Origin of the sequence: Alteraurantiacibacter buctensis, from assembly GCF_009827655.1 — a bacterium.
Classification (GTDB): Bacteria; Pseudomonadota; Alphaproteobacteria; order Sphingomonadales; family Sphingomonadaceae; genus Alteraurantiacibacter; species Alteraurantiacibacter buctensis.
Genome location: NZ_WTYV01000006.1, coordinates 31734 through 55971, shown reverse-complemented (window position 1 = coordinate 55971; position 24238 = coordinate 31734). Strand labels below are relative to the sequence as shown.

Genomic DNA, 24238 nt, shown 5'->3' with positions numbered 1-24238 from the left:
AGGCTAGCCAAACCGCTGCGGCGAGTAAACCGCCGGATCGATCCCCGCGGTCATCGCATCGGGCCGCTGGCCCAGCAGGAGCTGCGCGGCCAGACGCGCCGCGGCAGGTGCGGTCTGGATGCCGAAGCCGCCCTGCCCGGCAAACCAGAACAGGCCCGGCACGCCGCCATCCCAGCCATATACCGGCAGCCGGTCGGGCGCGAAGCTGCGCAGGCCCGCCCACTTGTGCTCCAGCGCAGCCACGCGCCAGTCCACCACCTGTTCGAAGCGGTCGATGGCCAGCGCCACGTCCAGTTCCTCGGGCGCGGCATCACAGGGCACGCTGGGTGTCTCGTCGTGCGGGGAGAGCCACAGGCGGCCGTTCTCGGGCTTGAAATAGAAGCTGCCGTCAATCCCGAGCACCAGCGGCAGGTCTGCCGGCGGGGCGGGATCGACGCGCAGTTGCGCCACGGTGCGGCGATAGGGGGTGATGCCCAACGCTTTCGCGCCCGCCAGCATGGCCAGCTCGTCGGCCCAGGCCCCGGCGGCGTTGACCAGCGTGGCGGCCCGCAAGGTCCCGCCACCGGCAAAGGCCAGCCGCCAGCCATCGCCTTCGCGCTCTGCCGCCACCAGGCGATGGCGCACCCGCAGGTCCACCCCCGCCTGCCGGCCTTGCGCCAGGTAGTGCTGGTGCAGGCCCGCCACGTCGATATCGGCGCAGTTGGGCTCGGTAATCGCGCCCACCCAGGCGGGCCGGATGCCGGGGACCAGCATTTCCAGCCGCTGGCGGCCGATGCGTTCGATGGTCACCCCGGTGCCCGCGAAGGTCTGCTCGAACCGGTCGAGCGCGGCCAAGTCCTTTTCCTCGGCCACGTAGAGTGCACCGCGCGGGACCAGGAAGCCGTGATCGCGCAGCCACTGGCCCGATGGCAGGGTCAGCGGCACCACGCCGGGCCCGCCATAGCATTCCTCCCAGAAGGCGGCGGAACGGCCGGTGGTGTGATAGCCCGGCGTATCCTCGCCCTCGGCCAGCAGCACGCGGGCGTGCGGGGCCAGTTCGGCGGCGATCGAGGCCCCGGCGATCCCGGCCCCGATCACGGCAATGTCGAATCGTTCGCTCACCCCGGCGACTTAGGCGGACAGAAGCGATCCAGAAAGGCATCTATCGCCGTCAGGGCGCGGTTGCGCACCGCATCCACCTCGCGCAGGATTTCGTGCCGCGCCTCGTCGCCCATTTCCAGGTAGGTGACCCGTGGCAGGTGGCGCGCGGCGCGGCGGTTGGCCTTGAGCGACACCAGCCGGTCGCCGCTGGTGGCCAGCAGGAACACAGGGCTGGTGACCCCGGCCAGCAGGTCTGCCCGCGCGGTGTGGCGCATCGACCGGGCCGCCGCCTCCACCCAGCCCCAGCTACCCGGCCCCATCACCAGTTCGGGGCGCGCCTGCCGCCACCAGCCCTCATCGGCATAGCGGGCCTCGTCATGCGTCAGCAGCGCCTGGCGGCCGGGCGGCAGTTCGCCGGGCTTTTCGCTCCACTTCCACGCCGGGCGGCGCGGATCGCCCAGCAGGCACATGACGTGGGCCGCCGCCTGCTGGACCGCATCGGGCAACCATTCCGGGTGGGTGCCCAGCATGGGAGTGGACAGCACCAGCGCGTCCGGCGGCGGATGCAGCGCATGGTCCACCGCTGCGCGCAGCACCACCTGCCCGCCCATCGAATGGGCCGCCAGCACGTGCGGGCCGGGCTGGCGTTGGGTCCAGTCGCGCCACAAGGCGGCCAGGTCGTCCACCCACTGGCCGAAATCCCCTATGTGCCCGGTAACCGCATCGGTCCCCAGCCGGCCCGATCCCGCCTGCCCGCGCCAGTCCGCCGCGCCCACCTGCCAGCCCTGCCGCCGCCAGTGCTCCAGCGTTTCCAGGTACTTCTCATAGGCATCGCCGCGACCGGGCAGGAACAGGATCGATCCGCGCGCCGGGCCGTCGGGCGCGGGCCAGTCGAGCAGCCGTATCGGCCAGCCATCCGCAGCCTGCCAAAGGCGCTCATGCGCGCCAGCGGGGATCGCGCGACGGTTGAACGCGGGCTGGTTGCCAAGGGCGCTAGCAGGAGAGCCGGTCAAATCCATTTGCTGAACACCAGCCTCCCGTCCGTGGTTACTTTTTGGTAAGTGATGCGCGCTAGCACTGCAAATCCTGAGGGGGAACCTCGCGAGGAATTGCGATGCTGGACGATCCATTCAAGTACGTGCTGCTGGCGGCCCTGGCTGCGGCCTTGCTTACCGCCGCGTTTACCGACCTGCGCAGCCGCCGCATCGCCAACTGGCTAAACGCCGGCATCGCGCTGGGCGCGCCGCTGTTCTGGTATGCCAGCGGCCTGTCGCTGTGGCCTGACGTGGCCAGCCAGATCGGCGTGGCCTTTGCCACCTTCGCGGCCCTTTCCATCCTGTTCGCGCTGAAGGCGATGGGCGGCGGCGACGTGAAGCTGCTGACCGCGCTCGCCCTGTGGATCGCACCGGCGCATTTCCTGAAATTGATCATCATGATGGCGCTGGTGGGCGGCGTGCTGACGCTGTTCTTTGGCGGCTGGTACGTGATCAGGCGCCAGCGCGAGAAGATCGCCATTCCCTATGGCGTGGCCATTGCCGCTGCGGGCCTGTGGGTCATCGCCAGTTTCTACCTTCCGGCCACCACCTTCACCGGGCTGGCGGGCTGATACCTCATTTTAACCAATGACGGCCTAAGCGGTACGCACATTTCCGCCAAGGAACACGAAAAGGGGCTTGGAGCACCATGGACAAGAAGAAGCTCATCCTGCTGGTAGGGGCGCTGATCATCGCGATCGGCACGGCCCTGGCCGCTCGCAGCATGTTCGCCGGCGCCTCCGCGCCCCAGGCGGAAGCGGCCCAGGCCGAACCGCAAGGCCCCAAGGTGCTGGTCGCCAAGCGCAGCCTGCCGGTGGGCACCATCATCACTGCCGATGCCGTGGCCTACCAGCTCTGGCCGCAGGAACTGGTGCAGGATGCCTACTTCATCGATGGCGAAGCCAACATGGAGCTGCTGCTGGGCACCGTAGTGCGCCTGCCGATCACGGCCGGTGAGCCGGTGACCCAGGGCTCGCTGGTCGCCCCCGGCGATCGCGGCTTCCTGGCTGCGGCGCTTGGCCCGGGCATGCGTGCCGTCACCATCTCCGTCTCGGCCCGCACCGGCGTGGGTGGCTTCATCTTCCCGGGCGACCGGGTGGACCTGATGCTGACGCAGACCGTGGACGGCACCGAAGGCCAGCCGCTGCGCGCCACCGAGACGATCCTGTCCAACCTGCGCGTGCTCGCCACCGACCAGTCGACCGAGACCACCACCACCGAGGACGGCCGCACCGTGGTGCAGGCCACCCGCACGGTGACGCTGGAAGTGACCCCGCGCATCGCCGAGAAGATCGCCGTGGCCGAAACCATGGGCACGCTCAGCCTGTCGTTGCGCTCGATCGCCGACAACCAGGTGGAACTGGAACGCGCCATCGCCGCCGGCGAAGTGGATGTGCCCGCCAATGCCACCCCGGCAGAGGAAGAGCGCATCCTGCGCCAGGCCGTGGCCGCCCCGCGTGACGGCTCCGCCTCGTTCGTGACCGGTGGCGACGTGTCGCGCTTCAGCCGCCGCACCGTGCCGCCGCAGGGTGGCAATGCCCCGGCCCCGACCGCCGCCGCCCCCACCTATACCGGTGGCGCACCGGCAGCCGCCAGCGGCCCCGCCCGCCCGTCCGGCCCCACGGTCCGCGTGACCCGTGGCCAGAACACCACCGAGGAATCGGTGCAGCGCGGCGCAGGTGCCATCCTTGATCGCCAGGCCCAGGGCGCAGGCAATGTTGCCCGCACCATGGGCAGCGTGGCCGGCACCCGGTGAGGACCCCAGCCATGACCCAGACCATCCCGTTCGCCCAACCCGCCAATTCGAGGGGCAAGACCATGCATAGCCGCCTTCTCAAGACCGTGCTGAGCGCTGCCTGTGCGCTGGCCCTGGTGCCCACGGCCGCCCAGGCCCAGGCCGTCGTCAGTCCGTCGCAGGAGCTTGTCCTGTCGATCGGCCGCGGCGAGCTGGTGACGGTGCCCGGCAACATGGCCGATATCTTCGTGGCCAACGACAATATCGCCGACGTCCAGGTCAAGTCGCAACGCCAGCTGTTCGTGATGGGCAAGGCCGGCGGCGTGACCACGATCTATGCCAGCAACGCTGCGGGCGACGTGATCTGGTCGGCCAACGTGCGCGTGGGCAGCAATATCGACAGCATCGACCAGATGCTGGCGCTGGCCATGCCGGAAAACTCCATCCAGGTGGCCACCATGGGCACCAACACCGTGCTGCTGACCGGCACCGTGGCCGCGCCCGAAGACGCCGCCGAGGCCGAGCGCCTGGTGGCCGCATTCGTGGGCAACGATGCCAACGTGGTCTCTCGCCTGCGCATGGCTACCCCGCTACAGGTCAACCTGAGGGTGCGCTTTGCCGAGGTCAGCCGCTCGCTGGTCCGCACCCTGGGCGCCAATCTTACCACGATCGACGGCACCGGCGGCTTCCAGTTCGGCATCGGCCAGGGCCGCCAGATCGGCTCCACCTTCGCTCCCGGCACCGCCACCTGCACCAGCACCAGCTGCACCGTTGGCCTGCCCGGCGGCGGCACCACCGCCGGCACCGCCGTTTCGCGCATCTCGCCCGGCACGACGCTGGCCGGGGTCGGCCACCTGCTGGGCTTGGACATCGGCGCCACGCTGGACATGGCCGAACGCGAGGGCCTGGTGACCACCCTGTCGCAGCCCAACCTGACCGCGCTGTCGGGTGAAACCGCCGAATTCCTCGCCGGCGGCGAGTTCCCGATCCCGCTGAGCCAGGGCCTGGGCACCACCACGGTGGAATACAAGAACTACGGCGTCAGCCTGACCTATACCCCCACGGTGCTGTCGAACGGCCGCATCTCGCTGCGGGTGCGTCCGGAAGTTTCCGAGCTGTCCTCGCAGGGCGCGGTAACGCTGAACGGCTTCCAGATCCCGGCGCTGACCATCCGCCGGGCGGAGACCACGATCGAACTCGGCTCCGGCCAGAGCTTCATGATCGCCGGCCTGCTGAGCAACAATTCGCAGAACGTGATCGACCGCGCGCCCGGCCTGGGCGAAATCCCGATCCTGGGCAACCTGTTCCGCTCCACCGACTTCCGCCGGGGTGAGACCGAGCTGGTGATCGTGGTCACGCCGTACCTGGTGAACCCGGTCAACGACCGCGACATCGTGCTGCCGACCGATGGCTATGAGAATGCCACCGCCGCCGAGCAGTTCCTGCTCAACCGCGCGCACAACGGCGTCAGCGGGGCCACCCGCCCGATGCCGCGCGCTGCGCAGGAAGGGCCGGCCGATCCCTCGGTCAGCCTGATCGACCAGAACGGCGAGGCCCTGGCCGGCGGCGAACGCCCGTCCGGTGCCGCCGCCCAGAGCGCCGACGCTGCCGCGCCCGGCTTCAGCCTGAACTGACGAGAGAGGTGAACGCCATGAACCCCATCCATATCCGCAAGGCTGCCAGCCTCGCCGCTCTCTCGCTGGCCCTGGGCCTGGGAGCCTGCACCACCCCCGCAGGCGTCACCCCCAACCATGGGCTGGAAAGCATCAACCAGCCGGTCGTCAGCCGGTCCAACATGACGCTGGACCTGATGGCCACCCCGGGCGGCCTGGCCGTGCCGGAGCAGGCCCGCCTGGCCGAATGGTTCGAGGCACTCGACGTCGGCTATGGTGACCGCATCGCCATTGACGACCCGATGGCCAGCCCTTCGGTCCGCGCCGACGTAGCCGCCGCCGCCGCCCGCCACGGGCTGCTGCTGGCCGATGGTGCGCCGGTGACTTCGGGCTTCGTCGATCCGGGCCGCGTGCGCGTGGTCGTCACCCGCTCCACCGCCCACGTGCCGGGCTGCCCCAACTGGGCCGGCCGCCAGAGCGGCAACCTGGGCAATTCGACCTCGCCCGGCTTTGGCTGCGCGATCAACGGCAACCTGGCCGCGATGATCGCCGACCCCGAGCACCTGCTGGAAGGGGCTGCCGGCACCGGCGATACCGTTGTCATGAGTTCGACCAAGGCGATCGAGACCTACCGCGAAGCCACGCCCACCGGGGCCGGCGGCCTGGGCCAGGTCTCCAGTCAAGAGACAGGGAGCTAAGCACATGAATGCACCGTGGAAATCCGGCGGAATGGGCAATCGCGATCCGTTCGCGGCCTATATCTGCGACGATGCCGCGCTGGACGTGCTGCGCCCGGTCGTGATCGAGATGGGCTGGCAGCCCGAGAAGTGCAACAAGGGTGGCCTGCGCAACGCGGTCCAGTCGCTGTCGATCTCGGCCAGCCCGGCGATCCTGATGGTCGACCTGTCCGAAAGCGGCGACCCGCTGAACGACATCAATGCCTTGGCCGAAGTGTGCGAGCCGGGCACCGTGGTGATCGCGGTGGGCCAGGTGAACGACGTGCGCCTGTACCGCGACCTGCTGTCCAGCGGCATCCACGATTACCTGCTGAAGCCGCTGGCCGCCGGCCAATTGCGCGATGCGCTTACCAATGCCCAGGCGATCTTCTCCGCCCCGCGCCATCATGAAGGCGACGGCGAGCACCAGCACATCGCCAATGCCATCGTGGGTACCCGCGGCGGCGTGGGCGCCAGCACGCTGGCCACTTCGCTGGCCTGGCTGTTCGCCACCGAGCACAACCGCTCGACCGCGCTGCTCGACCTCGACGTGCACTTCGGCACCGGGGCGCTGTGCCTCGACCTGGAGCCGGGCCGCGGCCTGACCGACGCGATCGAGAACCCCAGCCGCATCGACACCCTGTTCATCGAACGGGCGATGGTCCGCGCCAACGACAAGCTGGCGATCATGTCGGCCGAAGCGCCGATCTCCAGCCCGCTGATGACCGATGGCAGCGCCTTCCTGCAACTGGAGGAAGAGTTCCGCTCGGCCTTCGACATGACGGTAATCGACCTGCCGCGCAACATGCTGATCAACTTCCCCCACCTGCTGGCGGAAGTGGGCGTGGTGACGCTGGTGACCGAACTGACGCTGGCCTCGGCCCGCGACACCATCCGCATCCTCTCGTGGCTCAAGGCCAATGCGCCCTCGGCCACGCCGATGATCGTGTGCAACAAGGTGCCGCAGGGGACGACCGAGATCAGCAAGGCCGATTTCGAGGCCTCGATCGAGCGCAAGATCAACTTCATGATCCCGCTTGACCAGAAGGCCGGCGTGAATGCCGCCAAGCTGGGCCAGACCTTCGTGGAAGCCAACAAGGGCTCCAAGGCGGTCGCCGCCATGCGCGACATCGCCAATGCGGTGATGGGCGTCAGCAGCGACAATGGCGCCAGCCTGGCCGGTGCCGGCAAGGGCGGCACCTCGCTGCTCGGCAAGCTCGACCTGAAGGCGCTGCTGGCCAAGAAGCCCAAGGCCACCGAACCGGCCGCGTAATACCTGATCCCCCGGCCCGCCGCCAATCCGGCGGGCCTGGGCACAGAACCGTGATGGAAGAAGGCGAAGGACAACCATGAGCATTATCCAGCTCCTGTTGGTGGGTGTGGGCCTGATGGGTCTGATGATCCTGGGCTATACCCTGATGTCCGGCCCCTCGGCGGCCAAGGAAAGCCAGCGCCGCTTGCAGGCGCTGCGCTATCGCCATTCGGAAAGCACCAAGGACAAGGTCGAAAGCCAGCTCAAGAAGGCGATCGATGCGCGCAAGCCCAAGCAGTTCATGAAGGCCGGTGCCGGATCGCGCATCGAGGCGCTGATGCTGCGGCTGGAGCGGACCGGCATGAACTGGTCGCTGAACCAGTATCTTTATGCCTCGCTTGGCCTGGGTGTAGGCATCGCGGCGCTGGTGTTCCTGCAGACCGGTGCGGCCTTGCTGGGCCTGGTGGCCGGCCTGCTGGTGGGCGCGGGCCTGCCGCACCTGGTGGTCAACTACCTGATCAAGCGGCGCATCAACAATTTCACCGCCAAGTTCCCCGACGGGATCGAGTTGCTGGTGCGCGGCCTGCGGTCCGGCCTGCCGGTGGGCGAGACGCTGAGCGTGGTCGCCAGCGAAGTGCCCGGCCCGGTGGGCAGCGAATTCCGCGCCGTGGTGGAACGCATGCGCATCGGCCGGACGATGGAGGAAGCCCTCCAGGAAACCGCCAACAAGCTCAACACCGCCGAATTCCAGTTCTTCGTCATCACCCTGGCGATCCAGCGCGAGACCGGCGGCAACCTGGCCGAAACGCTCAGCAACCTGGCCGACGTGCTGCGCAAGCGCGCCCAGATGAAGCTGAAGATCAAGGCGATGAGCTCGGAATCGAAGGCTTCGGCCTACATCGTGGGTGCCCTGCCCTTCGCCGTGTTCGGCATGGTCTACTGGGTCAACCCCGATTACCTGGCCGGCTTTTTCAGCGACGAGCGCCTGATCATCGCCGGCCTGGGCGGCCTGGTGTGGATGACCATCGGCGGCTTCATCATGGCCAAGATGGTCAGCTTCGAGATCTGATCCCGGCACAGAAACCCTGACGAACCAAGGAAAGCGCGCAAGATGATTGCCCAACCAACCGGACCCACGCTCCTTGGCGTCGACGTGATCCTGGTCGGCACGATCCTGATGGGGATCGCCGCCGCCGCCGTGATGCTGGCCATTTACGCCGCAATCACGGTGAAGGATCCGATGGCCAAGCGCGTCAAGCAGCTCAACGCCCGCCGGGCCGAGCTGAAGACCGGGATGATCACCTCCGGCTCCAAGAAGCGCCAGAGCCTTGTCCGTCGCACCGAGACGACCGACAAGATGAAGGAAACCATGGAGGGCATGAAGGTCCTCCAGGAAAGCCAGGTCAAGCTGATCCAGCAGAAGCTGGCCCAGGCCGGCATCCGCAACAAGGAACTGGCCGTCGTCGTGCTGTTCGCACGCATGGTGCTGCCGGTGGTTCTGGGCCTGGTTGGCGTGGTGGTCCTCTACTGGACCGAGATGTTCCCCGACTGGGGCAGCATGAAGCGCTTCATGGGCTTCGCCGCGCTGGTCGTGGCCGGCTACAAGGGCCCGGAAGTCTACCTCAAGAACATCGCCACCAAGCGCACCAAGGAGATCCAGAAGGGCCTGCCAGACGCGCTGGACCTGCTGGTGATCTGCGCCGAGGCCGGCCTGACCGTGGACGCCGCGTTCGGCCGCGTCAGCCGCGAACTGGGCCGCGCCTATCCCGAACTGGGCGAGGAATTTGCCCTCACCGCAATCGAGCTGTCGTTCCTGACCGAACGGCGGCAGGCTTTCGAGAACCTGGCCTATCGCGTGGACCTGGATGCCGTGCGCGGCGTGGTGACCACCATGATCCAGACCGAGCGCTACGGCACCCCGCTGGCCTCCGCCCTGCGCGTGCTGTCGGCCGAATTCCGCAACGAGCGCATGATGCGCGCCGAGGAAAAGGCCGCCCGCCTGCCGGCGATCATGACCGTGCCGCTGATCATGTTCATCCTGCCGGTGCTGTTCATCGTGATCCTTGGCCCGGCCGCCTGCTCGATCGGCGATGCCTTCTCCGGCGGCGCTGCCACGGGCGAGGAGTAAACCCGGCGCACCGACGAAAAAAGGGCCCCGCAGCGCGAAGCTGCGGGGCCCTTTTTTCTTGCGCGGCGACGCCTCAGGCCACGCCGAAGTTGCCGCTGTCGATATCGTCGCTGTCTACCTCGCCCACCTGGGTGCGGACCCGTTCCAGCAGGCTGCGGAAATGGGCCATCTCCTCGGCCGTGAAGCCGGTGAACACGCGCCGCTCCATTTCCAGCGCCAGCGGCATGATCTGCCCGTGCATGGCCTTGCCGGTATCAGTCAGCCCCAAGTGGTGCGAGCGACCATCCTGCACATTGGGCGTGCGCGCGGCCAGGCCCCGCTCCTCCAGCACCTTGCACGCGCGGTTGACGGCCACCTTGTCCATCAGCGTGCGCCGCGTCAGCTCGCGCTGGGTCAGCGGCCCCGAATCACCCAGCACCGCCATCACCCGCCATTCGGGCACCGAGAGGCCGAAATGCTGCCGGTATTCCTGCGCAATACGCCCTGACACGGCGTTGGACGTGATCGAAAGCTGATAGGGCAGGAACTGCGCCAGGGGCATGGTCGGTTGCATGGGAAACCGCTTAGAATCTTTCAGCGGGTGATTGCAAGTTATTCGGAAGTTGCGCCCCGATTGGAGACGACAGACACAATCCGTCCCGCCACCGCATCCAGCCGGGCGGCGGCGGCCGGATCCCAGTTGTCGCGCGGGGTGATGATCGCATGGTCCAGCACGGTGTCGATCGGGCTGGCGGCGCGCTCGCCGGGCAGGCTCGCGGCCAACCGCGCCAAAGTGGTCTGCGCCAGATCGGCATTGGCGCGCATCACGGCCAGGATGTCGGTCACGTCCACGTCCGCCGTGGCATCGCGCCAGCAGTCATAATCGGTCACCATGCCAAGCAGGGCATAGGGCAGCTCGGCCTCGCGGGCGAGGCGCGCCTCGGGCATGGCGGTCATGCCGATCACCTGCGCGCCCCAGCTCCGGTAAAGGTGGCTTTCGGCCCGGGTGGAGAACTGCGGCCCCTCGATCGCCACATAGGTGCCGCCGCGATGCAACGTTGCCCCGGCCGCCTTGGCCGCATCGGCCGCCAGGGCGGACAGGCGCGGACAGACCGGATCGGCCAGCGGCACGTGGGCGACCACGCCGTTGCCGAAGAAGCTGCCTTCCCTTCGCGTGGTGCGGTCGATGATCTGGTCCACCGCCACGAAGTGCCCCGGCGCCATGTCCTCGGCCAGCGAGCCGATGGCGCTGATCGCCAGCACGTCGGTTACCCCGCAGCGCTTCAGCACATCCACGTTGGCGCGATAGTTGACGTGGGTGGGCGACAGACGATGCCCCGCCCCGTGGCGGGCGACGAAGGTGAACCGCACGCCGCCCAGACGGCCGGTCACCACCGGGCCCGAGGGTTCACCAAAGGCGCTGGCGACGGGAATTTCCTGCGCCTCGTCCAAGGCGCCGGGATCGTACAGGCCGGAGCCGCCGATCACGCCGATGTGCCAGCCAGCCATAAATCAGCGCGGCGGCATGCGGATGCCGCCGTCCAGCCGCACCGTCTCGCCGTTGAAATAGCCGTTCTCGATCATGGTCATGACCAGGTTGGCATACTCTTCCGGCAGGCCCAGCCGCTTGGGGAACGGGACGGAGGCGGCCAGCACGTCCTGTACGTTCTGCGGCAGGCCCGCCAGCAGCGGGGTGTTGAAGATGCCCGGCAGGATCGTGTTGATGCGGATGCCTTCGGACATGAAGTCGCGCGCCACCGGCAGGGTCATGCCCACCACCCCGCCCTTGCTGGCGGAATAGGCGACCTGGCCGATCTGCCCGTCGACCGCCGCCACGCTGGCGGTGCAGACAATCGCTCCGCGCTCGCCATCCTGCAGCCCGTCCAGCGCCATCATCCCCGCTGCCGCCTTGGCCACGCACATGAAGGTGCCCAGCAGGTTCACCTCCAGCGTCTTGCGGAACAGCGAGACCGGCAGGTGGCTGATCTCGCCCGTCTCGCGGTCGCGCTTGACGATCTTGCCAATGGTGCCGATGCCCGCGCAGCACACCAGCACCCGCTCCTGCCCGTGGGCCGCGCGCGCCCTGGCGAAGCCGGCATCGACCGACTCCTCGTCCGACACGTCGACCTTGCAGAAGGTGCCGCCGATCTCTGCCGCCACCTGCTCGCCGCGTTCGGCATTGAGGTCGAACAGCGCAACCTTCGCGCCCTTGGCGGCCAGCGCCCGTGCGCTCGCCTCGCCCAGACCCGACGCCCCGCCGGTAACCACTGCGGCGATGGAGGAATCGACTTTCATAGCCCTTGATGCCCTTTGTCCGTGTTGCATCCCCATGCCATTCCGGCAGGCGATGCCATGCAGCACCAGTCCCTAATGCCGCCCCGCAACGGGTCAAGCGCGGGCAGCTAACGGCATTGCAACCTTTCTGTGGTGAAAACGCAACAGGACCGACGCAATTGTGCAAGAAAGTATAATTGGAATTGAAACTACTTCGCCCATGCAGCACCAGCACGGGCAGCATAGCGCTAGGATTGCGCGTTCACGTCCATCGATAGGCGGCGGGACGCACCATAACGAATCGGGACCATCGCCGGTCCAAGCAATGGGGATACACACGTGAAGTTGAGAACCGCCTTGAAGGGTGCTGCGGCACCTATCGCATTCGCCGTTGCCTTTGCCGCCACTCCGGTGCTGGCGCAGGAAGCGGCTGACGAAGCCGTTCCTGTTCCCGCGAACAGCGCCACTGCGGCTGGCGATGACGTTATTACCGTTACCGGCTCGCGCATCCGCCGCACCGAGGCGACCAGCTCTTCGCCTCTGCAGATCATTGATACCGATCTGGCACGCCAGCTCGGTGCGAATGACACTGCCGAGATTGTGCAGAACTCGCCTATCTCCAACGGTTCGTCGCAGATCACTTCGGTGATTTCGGCCAACGCCGTCGCCAATGGCGGCCAGGGCGTGCAGACGGTTTCGTTGCGCGGCCTTGGTGCCAGCCGTACCCTGGTGCTGCTGAACGGCCGTCGCGCCGGCCCGGCCGGTACCCGTGGTTCCGTGTCTGCGTTCGACCTTAACGTGATCCCGTCGTCGATTGTTGGCGGGGTGGAGATCCTTAAGGACGGCGCTTCGTCGATCTACGGTTCGGATGCCGTGGCCGGCGTGGTCAACATCCAGACCGTGCGTGACACCGATGGTATCAAGTTCGACTTCTTTGGCTCTGTCCCCTTCCAGCAGGGTGGCGAAGAATGGTCCGCCAGCGCTGCCTGGGGCAAGGAATTCGATCGCGGCCACATCCTGGTGGCTGCCGAATACTACCGCCAGAACGAACTGGAGCGTCGGGACCGCGACTACCTGGATTGCCAGGCCGACTACGTCTTCACTGACGAGACGTACACCGAGCGGACCGACCTGATCGATCCGCGCACCGGTGACTATCAGTGCAACGGCACCGCCTGGGGCCACATCTGGGGCTACTTCGCCAGCAACACCCCGCCGGTGCCGGAAGTGCCCTACACCCTTTTCCAGTACGATTATGACAACAATCTGGGCCAGTTCATCCAGCCGGCCGGTCCGGCGGTCAATCCGTTCGATATCGACGCGCCTGCGGGCTGGTATCCCGTGGGCCGTGACGACCGCGTTTCCTCCGGCCTGACCAACTCGTACAGCCCGTTCGAGGCGAAGGACTCGGTCAGCCCGCAAACCGACCGCTACACCCTGTACCTCGACGCGTCGTATGAACTCGCCGACGGGATCGAGCTTTATACCGAAGGCCTGTTCAACCGTCGCAGCACCTATGTGGACAGCCACCGGCAGATCTACAACTTCGGCTACACCGGCCAGTATGCGCCCGGCGATCCGGACGATCCGTTCCCCGGCTGGGGCAGCGCCCCCGGCGCGGTGGCTTACCTCAGCCCCACCGGCATCATCGACTCCTATGACCAGGACATCACCGTCGATTATTATCGCGCGGTGGTGGGTGTCACGGGCGAACTCGCCAGCAACGTGTTCTTCGACGTGCACGGTCAGTGGAGCCGCTCGGATGGTGACTATCGCCTGCAGCAGGTGCTGAACGATTCGATCCAGCAGCAGACCGATCGCGCCTACGGTTACGGCTGTGCCGGCCTGGTCACCCCGATCAGCAACCGCGAATGCGTGCAGATTAACTGGGTCGACCCGCAGTTCATGGCCGGCTACCTGACACCCGAGGAATACAACTATCTGATCGAGTGGGAGACGGGTAACACCCTCTACACGCAGAAGTTCGTGGAAGCCTCGCTGTCGACCGAGCTGTTCGACCTGCCCGGCGGCCGTGTCGGCCTGGCCGGTGGCGGCGTGTACCGCGAAGACTCGATCGACGACCAGCCGGGTCACATCACCAACGCGGTTCGTCCGGGCGGCGATCCGAACGATCCCGATGACATCATCGACAATGCGTTCCAGAACGGATTCTCCTCGAAGCGCACGTTCGGCACGCAGACCACCAAGGAGCTGTTCGCCGAAATTGAACTGCCCCTGCTGGCCGACATTCCGTTCATCCAGTCGTTCACGCTGGGCGGTGCCGCACGCGTGACCAACGTGGGCGCGCGGCGCGGTTTCGACGGCGCGACCTACAACACCAACGGCAACTGGACCTACAAGGGCACGGCCAACTGGCAGGTCAACGACTGGGTGCGTCTGCGTGGCACCTATGGCACCTCGTTCCGCGCCCCGGCGCTGTTCGAGCAGTTCCTGCAGGGCCAGGTCAGCGGCGCCCGGCAAAACACGATCGACCCGTGCGTGAACATCGCCAACGGCCTGGCCACCCAGGCCATTACGCAACTGCAGTACGACAACTGCGTGGCTGACGGTTTCCCGCTCAACCACACTGGTTCGGGCCTGCAGGCCCAGGTGTTCACGTCCGGCGGTTTCGGCGTGCTGGAACCGGAAAAGTCGCGTGCCTGGACCGCGAGCCTCATCCTGACGCCGGATATCGGGGCGAACACGGACCTGGCGCTGACGGTGGATTACTTCGACATCCACGTGGAAGGCGAAATCCGTCGTCTGAGCGCGCGGGACATCATCTATGGTTGCTACAACTCGGAAGATTTCCCGAACAACCCGCTCTGCGCGCAGTTCGAGCGTGGGCAAGACGGCAATCCGCTGAACATCAAGAGCGTCCGCAACGGCTACATCAACGTGGACTCGCAGGACAACCGCGGCTTCGACTTCACCCTGCGGTTCGCCCAGGACTTTGGCGATGCCGGACGTCTGACGGTTCTGGGGCAGGCTACCCTGCAGACCAAGGATGCGGTGTTCGACGTCACCTCGACGCTGGATCCGAACCAGAACGGCGACGTGGGTGATCCGCGCTTCACCGCTGACCTGAAGGTTGGCTATGAGATCGAGAACTGGTCGTTCCTCTATGGCCTGAGCTTCATCGGCAAGGCATCGAGCGTTGACCGCCTGATCGAATCGGCCGGCGAAGTCTGCAACACGACCCCGCTGATTGTCCGCATCTACGGGCTGGCGCCGTGTTCGAAGCCGTTCGTGCCGGCAGTGGCGTACCACTCGTTCTCCCTGACCACGACCATTCAGGACAACTTCGAACTGACCGTGGGCATGTCGAACATCTTCGACAAGGAGCCGCCGGAAGTGTCGGGCGTGACGCGCCTTGGCAACACGCCGTTCGTTTCGCAGTACGACCTGATTGGTCGCCGGATGTTCGTGCGCTTCGGCGTCGACTTCTAAGCGACAGCCTGCAAGGCACTCGCGCGGGCGGGGCTGGCGGCATCATTGCGATGCCGCCAGCCCCGCCCGCAGCGCTTGCACTCCCGAAAATCTTGCCTAACGTCAGCCGATGCAACGTATAGTACTGGCCCCGGACAACCTGGACGCGCGCAATCGCGAGTTCGTCCAGGCCAAGCTGGAAACCGGCCTGTTCCTGAACTCGGTGCCGAAGTCCGGCAGTCACTTGTTGCGCAACATCGTTCGCATGTTTGTGCCGGTGGAACAGCAGTACCAGGCAGATTTCATCCAGTACGCCACGCTGAAAAATCATCTGGCCGCGTTCGACGGCCCGCCCCCCAAGCTGAGCTGGGGGCATCTGTTCTTTTCGGACATCTCCGCCATTACCACCAGTAGTTCGCGCAAGATCCTCCTGGTCCGCGACCCTTACGACTGGGTGCTTGCCAAGGCGCGCTTCATGCTGTCCGACGAGTTTTCCGGCGAACTCGACATCCTGAAGAGCGATGCCATCTCCCCTGCCGACCTCATCAACATCGTGATCTTCGGACTGCCACGCAAGAATCCCAGCCTGTATGATACTTTCACCCATAACGCCGTGGCATGGCTGAGCACCGGGGTTTACCTGGTGCGGTTCGAAGACCTGCGCCACGCCATGGCAGACCTGGACAGTGCCGGGAGCGAAGTGTTCTTCACGCAACTGCTGGATGCATGCGGCATCGCGATGCCAGGCGACTGGCGTGAACGTGTGCGGATCGGTGCCGATCCGGCCAACAGCGGCACGGCCCGGCAGAACCTCTCGGGCAACCTGGCCCGCCTGCCTGCCACCCTGACCACGCAGCAACGCGCCCTGGTTGACTATGCCGCACCGGGCCTGCGCGCCCTGCTGGGTTACGGCCGGACCGAAGAAAAAATAACAGCATGACCGATCTGTCCGACCTGCCAGCCCTTGCCAGCACGCTGGCGCACGATCCTGCCGCAGCGCTGGCCGGCATCCAGCGGTGGATGGCTGCCAATGGCGCACGGCCCGATGCCCTGCGTCTGGCCGCCGCCGCCCATCGCGCCCTGAGCGAACCGGCCAATGCGCAGCGGGCGGAAATCGCCGCGATCGAGGCCAGCGCCGGCGTGCCCGACCTGCGTGAGGCCGATGCCGCCCTGACCCGGCGCGAGTATTCCACTGCCCTGGAACTGGCAGATCGCCACTTGCGCAGCCAGCCCGATGACCTGAAGGGCCTGACGATCGCTGCGGAAAGCGTGATGGGCCTGGGGCAGGCAGATCGCGCAATTCCATTGCTGGAAAAGGTGCTGCAACGCGCGCCGCCCTACCTGCTGGCCCGCACCCTGCTGGTCAATGCGCTGACCCATGTCGACCGCCTGACCGATGCCCAACGGCTGCTCGATCCCGTGCTGGCCCGCCTGCCCGCCGATCCGGGATTTCGGGAACTGGCTGGCAAGATCGCCTCGCGCAAAAGCCAGTTTGCGCTGGCCGTTGATCATTATCGCACGCTGACCGGGCTGGCTCCCGACGTGCCCGAAGCGTGGATCGCGCTGGGCGACAACCTGCGCTATCTGGGCGATCGCCAGCAGGCGCTGGCCGCCTATCGCCAGGCGATTGCCCTGAAGCCCGATCATGGCCTGGTCTGGTGGTCGATCGCCGATCTGGCGGCAGACACGCTGACCGAAGGCGACCTGGCCGCCATTGCGGCTGCCCTGGACAGCGGCCCTCCGCCCGATCACAAGGCGAACCTGGAGTTCGCGCTGGGCATCGCCGCCGACAAGCGCGGCAACCATGCTGCGGCCTTCAGCCACTTCCACCGTGGCAACGAAGCGCGCCGCGCTTTCGACCATTATGACGGTGCGGCGCTGGAAGCGCTAGTAGACGGGCACCTGGCCAAGCTGGGCGCGCTGCCAGGCCGAAGTGCGCCGCCGCCCGGCACGGCCACCCCCGTGTTCATTGTCGGCATGCCGCGATCGGGCTCCACCCTGCTGGAGAGGATGCTGGGCCAGCACTCGCAGGTGGAGGCCCTGGGCGAGCTGCCCATCATCTCGCACATGGTCGCCCGGTTGCGGCGGGATGACAGCGAACAGGAGCTGGTGGACCGGGTGGCCGCCCTGCCCCATCCGCAACGCGCCTATCTGGGCCAGTTCTACCTGGCCCGCGCCGCCGAAATGCGACACGAACCGGACAAGCCATTGTTCATCGACAAGATGCACATGAACTGGCGCCACCTGCCCCTGATCCTGCGCATTCTGCCACACGCCAGGGTGATCGACATCCGGCGCGATGCGATGGACTGCTGCTGGTCCAACTATCGCACGATGTTCGCCAACGGGCACCCTGCCGCGCTTGACCAGCGGGATATCGCGCATTTCTATCGCCAGTATGCCCGGTTCATGGATGAACTTGCATCACGCTATCCGACAGCCGTGCATCGCGTGGATTACGAAGACCTGCTGGCCGATCCCGCGAATAGCCTGGCCGGCCTGTGCGGATATCTGGGCATCGCGCCGGAAGAAGCGATGCTGGCCTTCGACAGGTCCCGCGCTCCCGTCGCCACCGCCAGTTCCGAACAGGTGCGCCAGGCGCTTAACACCCGCGGTGTGGGTGCATGGCGCGATTATGCGGCGTGGCTGGGCCCGATGCAGGAGGCGCTGGGGCCGGCGGCAGACAAGGCCGCCAGCCCCCTGGCCCGCTAGATCACGCTCATCGCCAGCGCGCCGTCGCCCTCGTCGATCCTGACGGTGGAACCGTCGGGTATCTCGCCGGCCAGGATCATCTCGGCCAGCGGGTCCTGCACGTAACGCTGCACCGCCCGTTTCAGCGGCCGTGCGCCATAGACCGGATCGTAACCCACCCGGCCCAGCCAGGCGAGCGCGGCATCGGTCAGGTCCAGCGTCACCTTGCGGTCGGCCAGCAGCTTCTGCACGCGGCCAAGCTGGATCTTGACGATCGGCGCCATGTGTTCCTGCGCCAGGCGGTGGAACAGGATGATCTCGTCCAGCCGGTTGAGGAATTCGGGGCGGAAATGGGCGCGCACCACGTCCATCACCTGCGGCTCCACGGTTTCCACGCCCTGCCCGTCTTCCAGGCTGGCCAGGTACTGGCTGCCCAAGTTGCTGGTGAGGATGATCAGCGTGTTGGCAAAGTCCACCACGCGGCCCTGGCCATCGGTAAGGCGGCCATCGTCGAGCACCTGCAACAGCACGTTGAACACGTCCGGGTGGGCCTTTTCCACCTCGTCGAACAGCACCACCTGGTAGGGGCGGCGGCGCACGGCCTCGGTCAGCACCCCGCCCTCGTCGTAGCCGACATAGCCGGGAGGCGCGCCGATCAGGCGGGCGACGGCGTGCTTCTCCATGAACTCGCTCATGTCGATGCGCACCATCGCACTGTCATCGTCGAACAGGAAGCCGGCCAGCGCCTTGGTCAGCTCGGTCTTGCCCACGCCCGTAGGGCCCAGGAACAGGAAACTGCCGAGCGGCCGGTTGGGGTCCTGCAGGCCCGCCCGCGCACGGCGCACCGCCTTGGACACGGCCTCCACCGCCTTCGCCTGGCCGATCACCCGCGCACCGATGGCTTCCTCCATCCGCAGCAGCTTGTCGCGCTCGCCCGCCAGCATCCGTTCCATCGGGATGCCGGTCCACTTGCTGACGACGGCGGCGATATCGTCCTCGTTCACTTCCTCGCGCAGCAGGGCGTTGCCGGCCTGGTTCTGCGCCTCGGCCAGCTGCTTTTCCAGCGCGGGAATGGTGCCGTAGGACAGCTCGCCCGCCTTGGCGAGGTCACCCGTGCGCTGCGCCTGGTCCAGTTCGATGCGCGCGGCATCGAGCTGTTCCTTCAGCCGCGCCTCGGCGTGGATTTTGTCCTTCTCGTTCTGCCAGCGGGTGGTCAGCTCGGCACTCTGCTGCTGCAGGTTGGCAAGTTCGGTGCGCAGGTTGCTCAGCCGGTCCTTGCTGGCGGCATCGGTTTCGCGGGTCAGCGCCGATTCCTCGATCTGCAACTGCATGATCCGCCTGTCGAGCGTCTCGATCTCCTCGGGCTTGCTTTCCACTTCCATGCGGATGCGGCTGGCGGCCTCGTCCATCAGGTCGATCGCCTTGTCGGGCAGGAAGCGGTCCGAGATGTAGCGGTTGGAAAGCTGGGCCGCCGCCACGATCGCGCCATCGGTGATGCGCACGCCGTGGTGCAGCTCGTACTTTTCCTTGATGCCGCGCAGGATGGAGATGGTGTCCTCCACGCTGGGTTCGTTGACGAACACCGGCTGGAAGCGGCGCTGCAGGGCAGCGTCCTTCTCCACATACTTCTGGTATTCATCCAGCGTGGTCGCGCCGATGCAGTGCAGCTCGCCGCGGGCGAGCGCAGGCTTCAGCAGGTTGCCGGCATCCATGCTGCCTTCGCTGGCGCCCGCCCCGATCAGGGTGTGCATCTCGTCGATGAACAGGATGATCTGGCCTTCGGCGCCCTTCACCTCGTCCAGCACGGACTTGAGACGTTCCTCGAACTCGCCGCGATACTTGGCCCCGGCGATCATCGCGCCCAGGTCAAGGCTCATCAGGTCGCGGCCCTTCAGGCTGTCGGGCACGTCGCCGTTGGCGATGCGCAGGGCCAGGCCTTCGGCAATCGCGGTCTTGCCGGTGCCAGGCTCGCCGATCAGCACGGGGTTGTTCTTGGTGCGGCGGGCCAGTATCTGGATGGTGCGGCGGATTTCCTCGTCGCGCCCGATCACGGGGTCCAGCTTGCCGTCACGCGCAGCCTGGGTCAGGTCACGGGCAAACTTCTTCATCGCGTCATAGCTGGCTTCGGCATTGGCGCTGTCGGCCGTCTTGCCCTTGCGCAGCGCTTCGATCGCGGCATTGAGCGCCTGGGGCGTGACCCCGGCGGCTTCCAGCGCCTTGCCGGCGGCGGTGGTCTTGGCCAGCGCCAGCGCGGTCAGCATCCGCTCGACGGTAACGTAGGCATCGCCGGCCTTGTCGGCCAGTTGCTCGCTCTGGTCGATCACGCGCACGGCATCGTTGTCGAGGCCGGGAGCAGCCTGCGCGCCGCTGCCGGTGACGGCGGGAACCTTGGCCAGCGCCTTGTCCACTTCGGCCACGGCCAGCCGCGCGTCGCCACCGGCGCGCTGGATCAGGCCGGCGGCCATGCCCTCGTCATCCTCCAGCAGGGCCTTCAGCATATGCTCCGGGCTGATCCGCTGGTGGTTCATGCGGATAGCCACGGTCTGCGCGCTCTGCAGGAAGCCACGGGCGCGGTCGGTGAATTTTTCCAGGTTCATCGGTAACCCCTCGAGTTCGTTTCACCATAGATAGTGTTGCACTTTGGCAACACAAGCCCCCAGCGTCGCTGGTGTGTTAGCGGGATAGATCGGTTGTCTGACCGCCGATGCAAGCCCTCTCCCACAAGTCATTGGCCGATCATTTGTGCCCCTTGGTCGAACGACGAGCCATGATTTCCGTCAAACAAGGCAGCAGGCAGGCGGGACCAGTTGCATCCGGTCCCGTGGGATAATCGTGCCGCGGGGTCTTTGCCCGGCGGCAAAGGCTGCTACTGGATACAGATGAAACTTGCTCGCCTGACTTCATCCGCTCTTGGCGCCGTGCTTATTGCCGCGCTGGCCACCACCGCTCTTGCCCCCGTGGTCAGTGCGCAGAGCGCGCCGCCCGCCACGGTGGCCGCCCCGCAGCAGAGCCTGGCCGACCTGGTGGGCCAGGTGAACATCCCCTACGAGCAGTTCACCCTGCCCAACGGCCTGACCACGCTGGTCCACACCGACCGCAAGAGCCCGTTGGTCGGCGTCACCGTCTATTATCGCGTCGGCTCCAAACACGAACCGCGCGGCCGCACCGGCTTTGCCCACCTGTTCGAACACATCATGTTCACCGGCAGCGAGAACGTGGAGAACTTCGACATCCCGCTGGAGGGCGCGGGTTCCACCCCCACCAACGGCTCCACCTGGTTCGATCGCACCAATTACGTGGAAACCGTGCCCACGGGCGCGCTGGACCGGGCGCTGATGATGGAGGCGGACCGCATGGGCTACCTGCTCGGCGCGGTCAGCCAGGAGCGGCTGGATCGCCAGCGCGGCGTAGTCCAGAACGAGAAGCGGCAGGGTGACAACCAGCCCTTTGGCTTGGCCGAATACCTGCTGAGCGACCGGCTGCTGCCGATCGGCCATCCCTATCGCCACTCCACCATCGGCTCGATGGCAGACCTCGACGCGGCCAGCCTGGCCGACGTGGCCGACTGGTTCCGCGACAACTATGGCCCCAACAACGTGGTGCTGGTGCTGGCGGGCGACATCGATGCCGCCACCGCCCGCCCGATGGTGGAGCGCTGGTTCGGCGATATTTCGCGCGGGCCCGATGTGCCGCAGGTGCAGGCCGGCCCGGTAACACTCTCCGCCCCGATCGAGGAGGAGATTACCGACCAGGTCAGCCAGACGCGCATCAGCCGCAACTGGACCGGCCCTGGCGTGAACGATGCCGATGCGATTCCCTTGCAGGTGGGCCTCTACATCCTGGGCGGCCTCGCCTCCTCGCGGCTTGACAATGCCATGGTCTATGGCCCGCAGGTCGCCACCCGCGTGGGTGCCTATGCCCAGGTGCACGAGCAGTTGAGCTTCCTCAGTGCCGATTTCGACCTGGCACCCGATGCCGACCGCGCGCAGGCGCAAGCGCTGTTCGATGCCGAGATCGCCCGCATGATCGGTGAAGGCCCCACGGCGGACGAGGTGCAGCGCGCCGCCACCCAGCTCATCGCCGGGCAAGTCGGCTCGCTGGAGCGCGTGGGCGGCTTCGGCGGCAAGGGCATGGTGCTGGCCGAAGGGCTGCTCTACTCGGGCAACCCGGCGAAGTATCGCGAAGACCTGCTGCGCGTGGCCAGCCTGACCCCGGCGGAAATCCGCGACGCGATGGCCCGCTGGCTATCGCGCCCCGCCTATACACTCGCCGTGGTGCCGGGAGAGCGGACGCTGGACGGAGCCACGATGGGCGGCTGGGGTGACGAGGCGGAAAATCCGCCGCCTGCCCCCGATGCCGGCGGCGGCACGACAGCGGCCCGCACCGGCCCGGCGCGCGACATCCCCGAAGCCGGCCCCGTGCCCGTGCTCACCTTCCCCACGGCGGAAGTGGCGCGCCTCGGCAACGGCATCACCGTCAACCTGGTCCGCCGCACCAGCGTGCCCACCGTCACCGTGGCGCTGGCGCTGGATGCCGGCTCCGCCGCCGACAGCCCGGACGAAGCCGGCCGCCACCAGTTGATGGTCGACATGCTGAGCGAGGGGACCCAGACCCGCGATGCCATGCAGATCATTCGCGAGCAGGAGGAACTGGGCGCCAGCATCGCGACCAGTGCGGGGGTGGACAGCACCACCGTGCTGCTCTCCTCGCTCACCAGCAACCTGCCGCAATCGCTGGGGCTGATGGCCGACATCACGCTCAATCCCGCGTTCCGGGCCGATGATTTCGCCCGCGTGCAGACCCAGCGGCTGGCGCAGATTGACGAGGAGCAGACCAACCCTGGCGCGCTGGCGGGCCGGGCGATGGGCCGCGTGCTCTATGGCAATGCGCACCCTTATGCCCTGGCCGCCACCACCGGCGCGGAGGACGTGATCGCCCGGCTGACCCCGGCGGACATGCAGGCCGAACACGCCGAATGGTTCCGTCCGGACCTGGCGCAGATCACAGTGGTGGGCGATGTGGACATGGCTACGCTGCTGCCGCTGCTGGAAGGCACCCTCGGCCAGTGGGCTCCGCGCAATTCGCCGCGCCCGGTCAAGGCGATCGATGCCGCTGCCCCGGCCCCCGCCCCCCGACTGGTGGTGGTAGACCGGCCCAATTCGCCGCAGTCGGTCCTGGTGGTGGGCCACGTGCTGCCGATCACCGGCACGCAAGGCGGACAAGAGCCGCTGGAACTGGCCAACGAGGTGATCGGCAACGGCTTCCTCAGCCGCCTGAACAATGACCTGCGCGAAACGCGCGGCTGGACCTATGGCGTGCGCTCGTCGGTCTCGCAGCGGGTGGGCCAGCCGGCCTTCACCGTCTCCACCGCGGTGCAGGCCGATCGCACCGGGGATTCGATCAGGGTGATCCTTGACCAGCTTGCCGCTTTCCCCGGCAGCCGCCCGGTAGACGAACAGGAGCTGCAGCGGGTGACCGAAGGCAATATCCGCGGCCTGCCCAACCGGTTCGAGACCAACGGCCAGGTGATGGGTGCGTTGCTGACCAACCACCTGCTGGGCCGCCCGGACGATTATCAGGCACAGTTGCCCGCCATCTATGGCGCGATCGACGCGGGCCAGATCGACAGCGCGGCGCAGGCCTTCATGCGGCCCGAGGGCATGGCTATCGTGGTGGTCGGCGACCGTTCCGTGATCGAGCCACAACTGGCGCAGATCGGCCTGCCGGTGGAAGTGATGGAGGCAGGCGGGCTCTGATCCGGCCTCGCTAGAGCTTCCCTCTCATCGCTTGGTAGGCCGCCGCCGCCACGGTGTTGGCCAGGTTCAGGCTGCGCACCTTATCGCTCACCATCGGCAGCTTGAACAGGCGGTCGGGGTGGGCAGAGACGATGGAGTCCGGCAGGCCCCTGGTCTCGCGCCCGAAGACCAGCAGGGCATCATCCGGATAATCCGGTTCGTAGAAGCTTTGCGCCCCGTATTCCTCGAACAGGAACAACTGGTCGGGGCGCGGGCGTCGCCCGGCCATGAACGTGTCCCAGCTGGGATACTCGCTGAGGCCGATGTGCTGCCAGTAATCCAGCCCCGAGCGCTTCAGCCGCGCGTCCGAGATGACGAAGCCCAGCGGGTGGATCAGCACCAGTTCCAGGTCCAGCGCCACGCAGGTGCGCCCCACGGCCCCGGTGTTGCCGGGGATTTCGGGGTGTACGAGGACGATGGCGGGGCGCATGGCGGGTTCCTTGCCAGATCAGGCGGGGCGTTAACTACCCTAAAAAATGCTGTCATACTTTCCCGTTGCCAGCAGATTAAAC

General features: G+C 66.9%; 18 protein-coding genes. 11 read left to right on the top strand and 7 right to left on the bottom strand.

Annotated elements, in window-relative coordinates:
• Window positions 1–3: 3 nt before the first annotated feature.
• Window positions 4–1101: an FAD-dependent oxidoreductase gene (locus tag GRI99_RS13985; RefSeq protein ID WP_160772687.1), complete on the bottom strand. Its 1098-nt coding sequence runs from the start codon at window positions 1099–1101 to the stop codon at window positions 4–6.
• A complete protein-coding gene (locus GRI99_RS13980) occupies window positions 1098–2099 on the bottom strand; it encodes an alpha/beta fold hydrolase (protein WP_160772686.1) in 1002 nt (333 codons plus the stop codon). The genes GRI99_RS13985 and GRI99_RS13980 overlap by 4 nt, the downstream gene beginning before the upstream one ends.
• A gap of 95 nt (window positions 2100–2194) precedes the next feature.
• Here GRI99_RS13980 and GRI99_RS13975 point away from each other — a divergent pair, with 95 nt between their 5' ends.
• The 7 genes from GRI99_RS13975 to GRI99_RS13945 all read left to right on the top strand — a co-directional run bounded on the left by GRI99_RS13975 (window position 2195) and on the right by GRI99_RS13945 (window position 9558).
• Window positions 2195–2686 carry an A24 family peptidase gene (locus tag GRI99_RS13975; RefSeq protein WP_160772685.1) on the top strand — a complete coding sequence of 164 codons (492 nt, stop codon included), beginning with the start codon at window positions 2195–2197 and terminating at the stop codon, window positions 2684–2686.
• A gap of 77 nt (window positions 2687–2763) precedes the next feature.
• Window positions 2764–3870, top strand: a complete 1107-nt coding sequence (gene cpaB, locus GRI99_RS13970; protein WP_160772684.1) for a Flp pilus assembly protein CpaB — start codon at window positions 2764–2766, stop codon at window positions 3868–3870.
• An 11-nt stretch (window positions 3871–3881) separates the two neighbouring features.
• Window positions 3882–5483: a type II and III secretion system protein family protein gene (locus GRI99_RS13965; RefSeq protein WP_160772683.1), complete on the top strand. Its 1602-nt coding sequence runs from the start codon at window positions 3882–3884 to the stop codon at window positions 5481–5483.
• A gap of 17 nt (window positions 5484–5500) precedes the next feature.
• On the top strand, window positions 5501–6160 hold the full coding sequence (locus GRI99_RS13960; RefSeq protein WP_160772682.1) for a CpaD family pilus assembly protein: 660 nt from the start codon (window positions 5501–5503) through the stop codon (window positions 6158–6160).
• Window positions 6161–6164: 4 nt separating this feature from the next.
• On the top strand, window positions 6165–7451 hold the full coding sequence (locus tag GRI99_RS13955) for a pilus assembly protein CpaE (RefSeq protein ID WP_160772681.1): 1287 nt from the start codon (window positions 6165–6167) through the stop codon (window positions 7449–7451).
• 76 nt (window positions 7452–7527) lie between these two features.
• Window positions 7528–8499: a type II secretion system F family protein gene (locus GRI99_RS13950; RefSeq protein ID WP_160772680.1), complete on the top strand. Its 972-nt coding sequence runs from the start codon at window positions 7528–7530 to the stop codon at window positions 8497–8499.
• A 42-nt stretch (window positions 8500–8541) separates the two neighbouring features.
• Window positions 8542–9558, top strand: a complete 1017-nt coding sequence (locus GRI99_RS13945) for a type II secretion system F family protein (RefSeq protein ID WP_160772679.1) — start codon at window positions 8542–8544, stop codon at window positions 9556–9558.
• A 73-nt stretch (window positions 9559–9631) separates the two neighbouring features.
• Here GRI99_RS13945 and GRI99_RS13940 read toward each other — a convergent pair whose 3' ends face one another.
• Genes GRI99_RS13940 through GRI99_RS13930 form a run of 3 tightly spaced genes read right to left on the bottom strand, consistent with a single transcriptional unit; the run spans window position 9632 to window position 11832 of the window.
• Window positions 9632–10111, bottom strand: coding sequence for a MarR family winged helix-turn-helix transcriptional regulator (locus GRI99_RS13940; RefSeq protein ID WP_160772678.1), 480 nt, complete (start codon window positions 10109–10111; stop codon window positions 9632–9634).
• A 38-nt stretch (window positions 10112–10149) separates the two neighbouring features.
• Complete coding sequence (gene mtnP, locus GRI99_RS13935) at window positions 10150–11046, bottom strand: S-methyl-5'-thioadenosine phosphorylase (protein WP_160772677.1); 897 nt, start codon at window positions 11044–11046, stop codon at window positions 10150–10152.
• A 3-nt stretch (window positions 11047–11049) separates the two neighbouring features.
• Window positions 11050–11832, bottom strand: coding sequence for an SDR family NAD(P)-dependent oxidoreductase (locus GRI99_RS13930; RefSeq protein WP_160772676.1), 783 nt, complete (start codon window positions 11830–11832; stop codon window positions 11050–11052).
• Between the two features lie 318 nt (window positions 11833–12150).
• On the opposite strand from GRI99_RS13930, the gene GRI99_RS13925 reads away from it, so the two are divergent.
• The 3 genes from GRI99_RS13925 (at window position 12151) to GRI99_RS13915 (ending at window position 17952) form a co-directional block, all read left to right on the top strand.
• Window positions 12151–15261, top strand: coding sequence for a TonB-dependent receptor domain-containing protein (locus GRI99_RS13925; protein ID WP_160772675.1), 3111 nt, complete (start codon window positions 12151–12153; stop codon window positions 15259–15261).
• Window positions 15262–15370: 109 nt separating this feature from the next.
• Entirely contained in the window at window positions 15371–16180 is an 810-nt protein-coding gene (locus tag GRI99_RS13920; protein WP_160772674.1) for a hypothetical protein, read from the top strand.
• Window positions 16177–17952: a tetratricopeptide repeat-containing sulfotransferase family protein gene (locus GRI99_RS13915; protein ID WP_160772673.1), complete on the top strand. Its 1776-nt coding sequence runs from the start codon at window positions 16177–16179 to the stop codon at window positions 17950–17952. Before GRI99_RS13920 ends, GRI99_RS13915 begins: the two co-directional genes overlap by 4 nt.
• Here GRI99_RS13915 and clpB read toward each other — a convergent pair.
• Window positions 17949–20528, bottom strand: coding sequence for an ATP-dependent chaperone ClpB (clpB, locus tag GRI99_RS13910; protein ID WP_160772672.1), 2580 nt, complete (start codon window positions 20526–20528; stop codon window positions 17949–17951). The genes GRI99_RS13915 and clpB overlap by 4 nt on opposite strands.
• Window positions 20529–20810: 282 nt before the next feature.
• Here clpB and GRI99_RS13905 point away from each other — a divergent pair, with 282 nt between their 5' ends.
• Window positions 20811–23687 (top strand): M16 family metallopeptidase, encoded by a 2877-nt coding sequence (locus GRI99_RS13905; RefSeq protein WP_160772671.1) that lies wholly within the window; start codon window positions 20811–20813, stop codon window positions 23685–23687.
• A gap of 10 nt (window positions 23688–23697) precedes the next feature.
• Here GRI99_RS13905 and GRI99_RS13900 read toward each other — a convergent pair whose 3' ends face one another.
• On the bottom strand, window positions 23698–24156 hold the full coding sequence (locus GRI99_RS13900) for a tRNA (cytidine(34)-2'-O)-methyltransferase (protein WP_160772670.1): 459 nt from the start codon (window positions 24154–24156) through the stop codon (window positions 23698–23700).
• Window positions 24157–24238 lie beyond the last annotated feature (82 nt).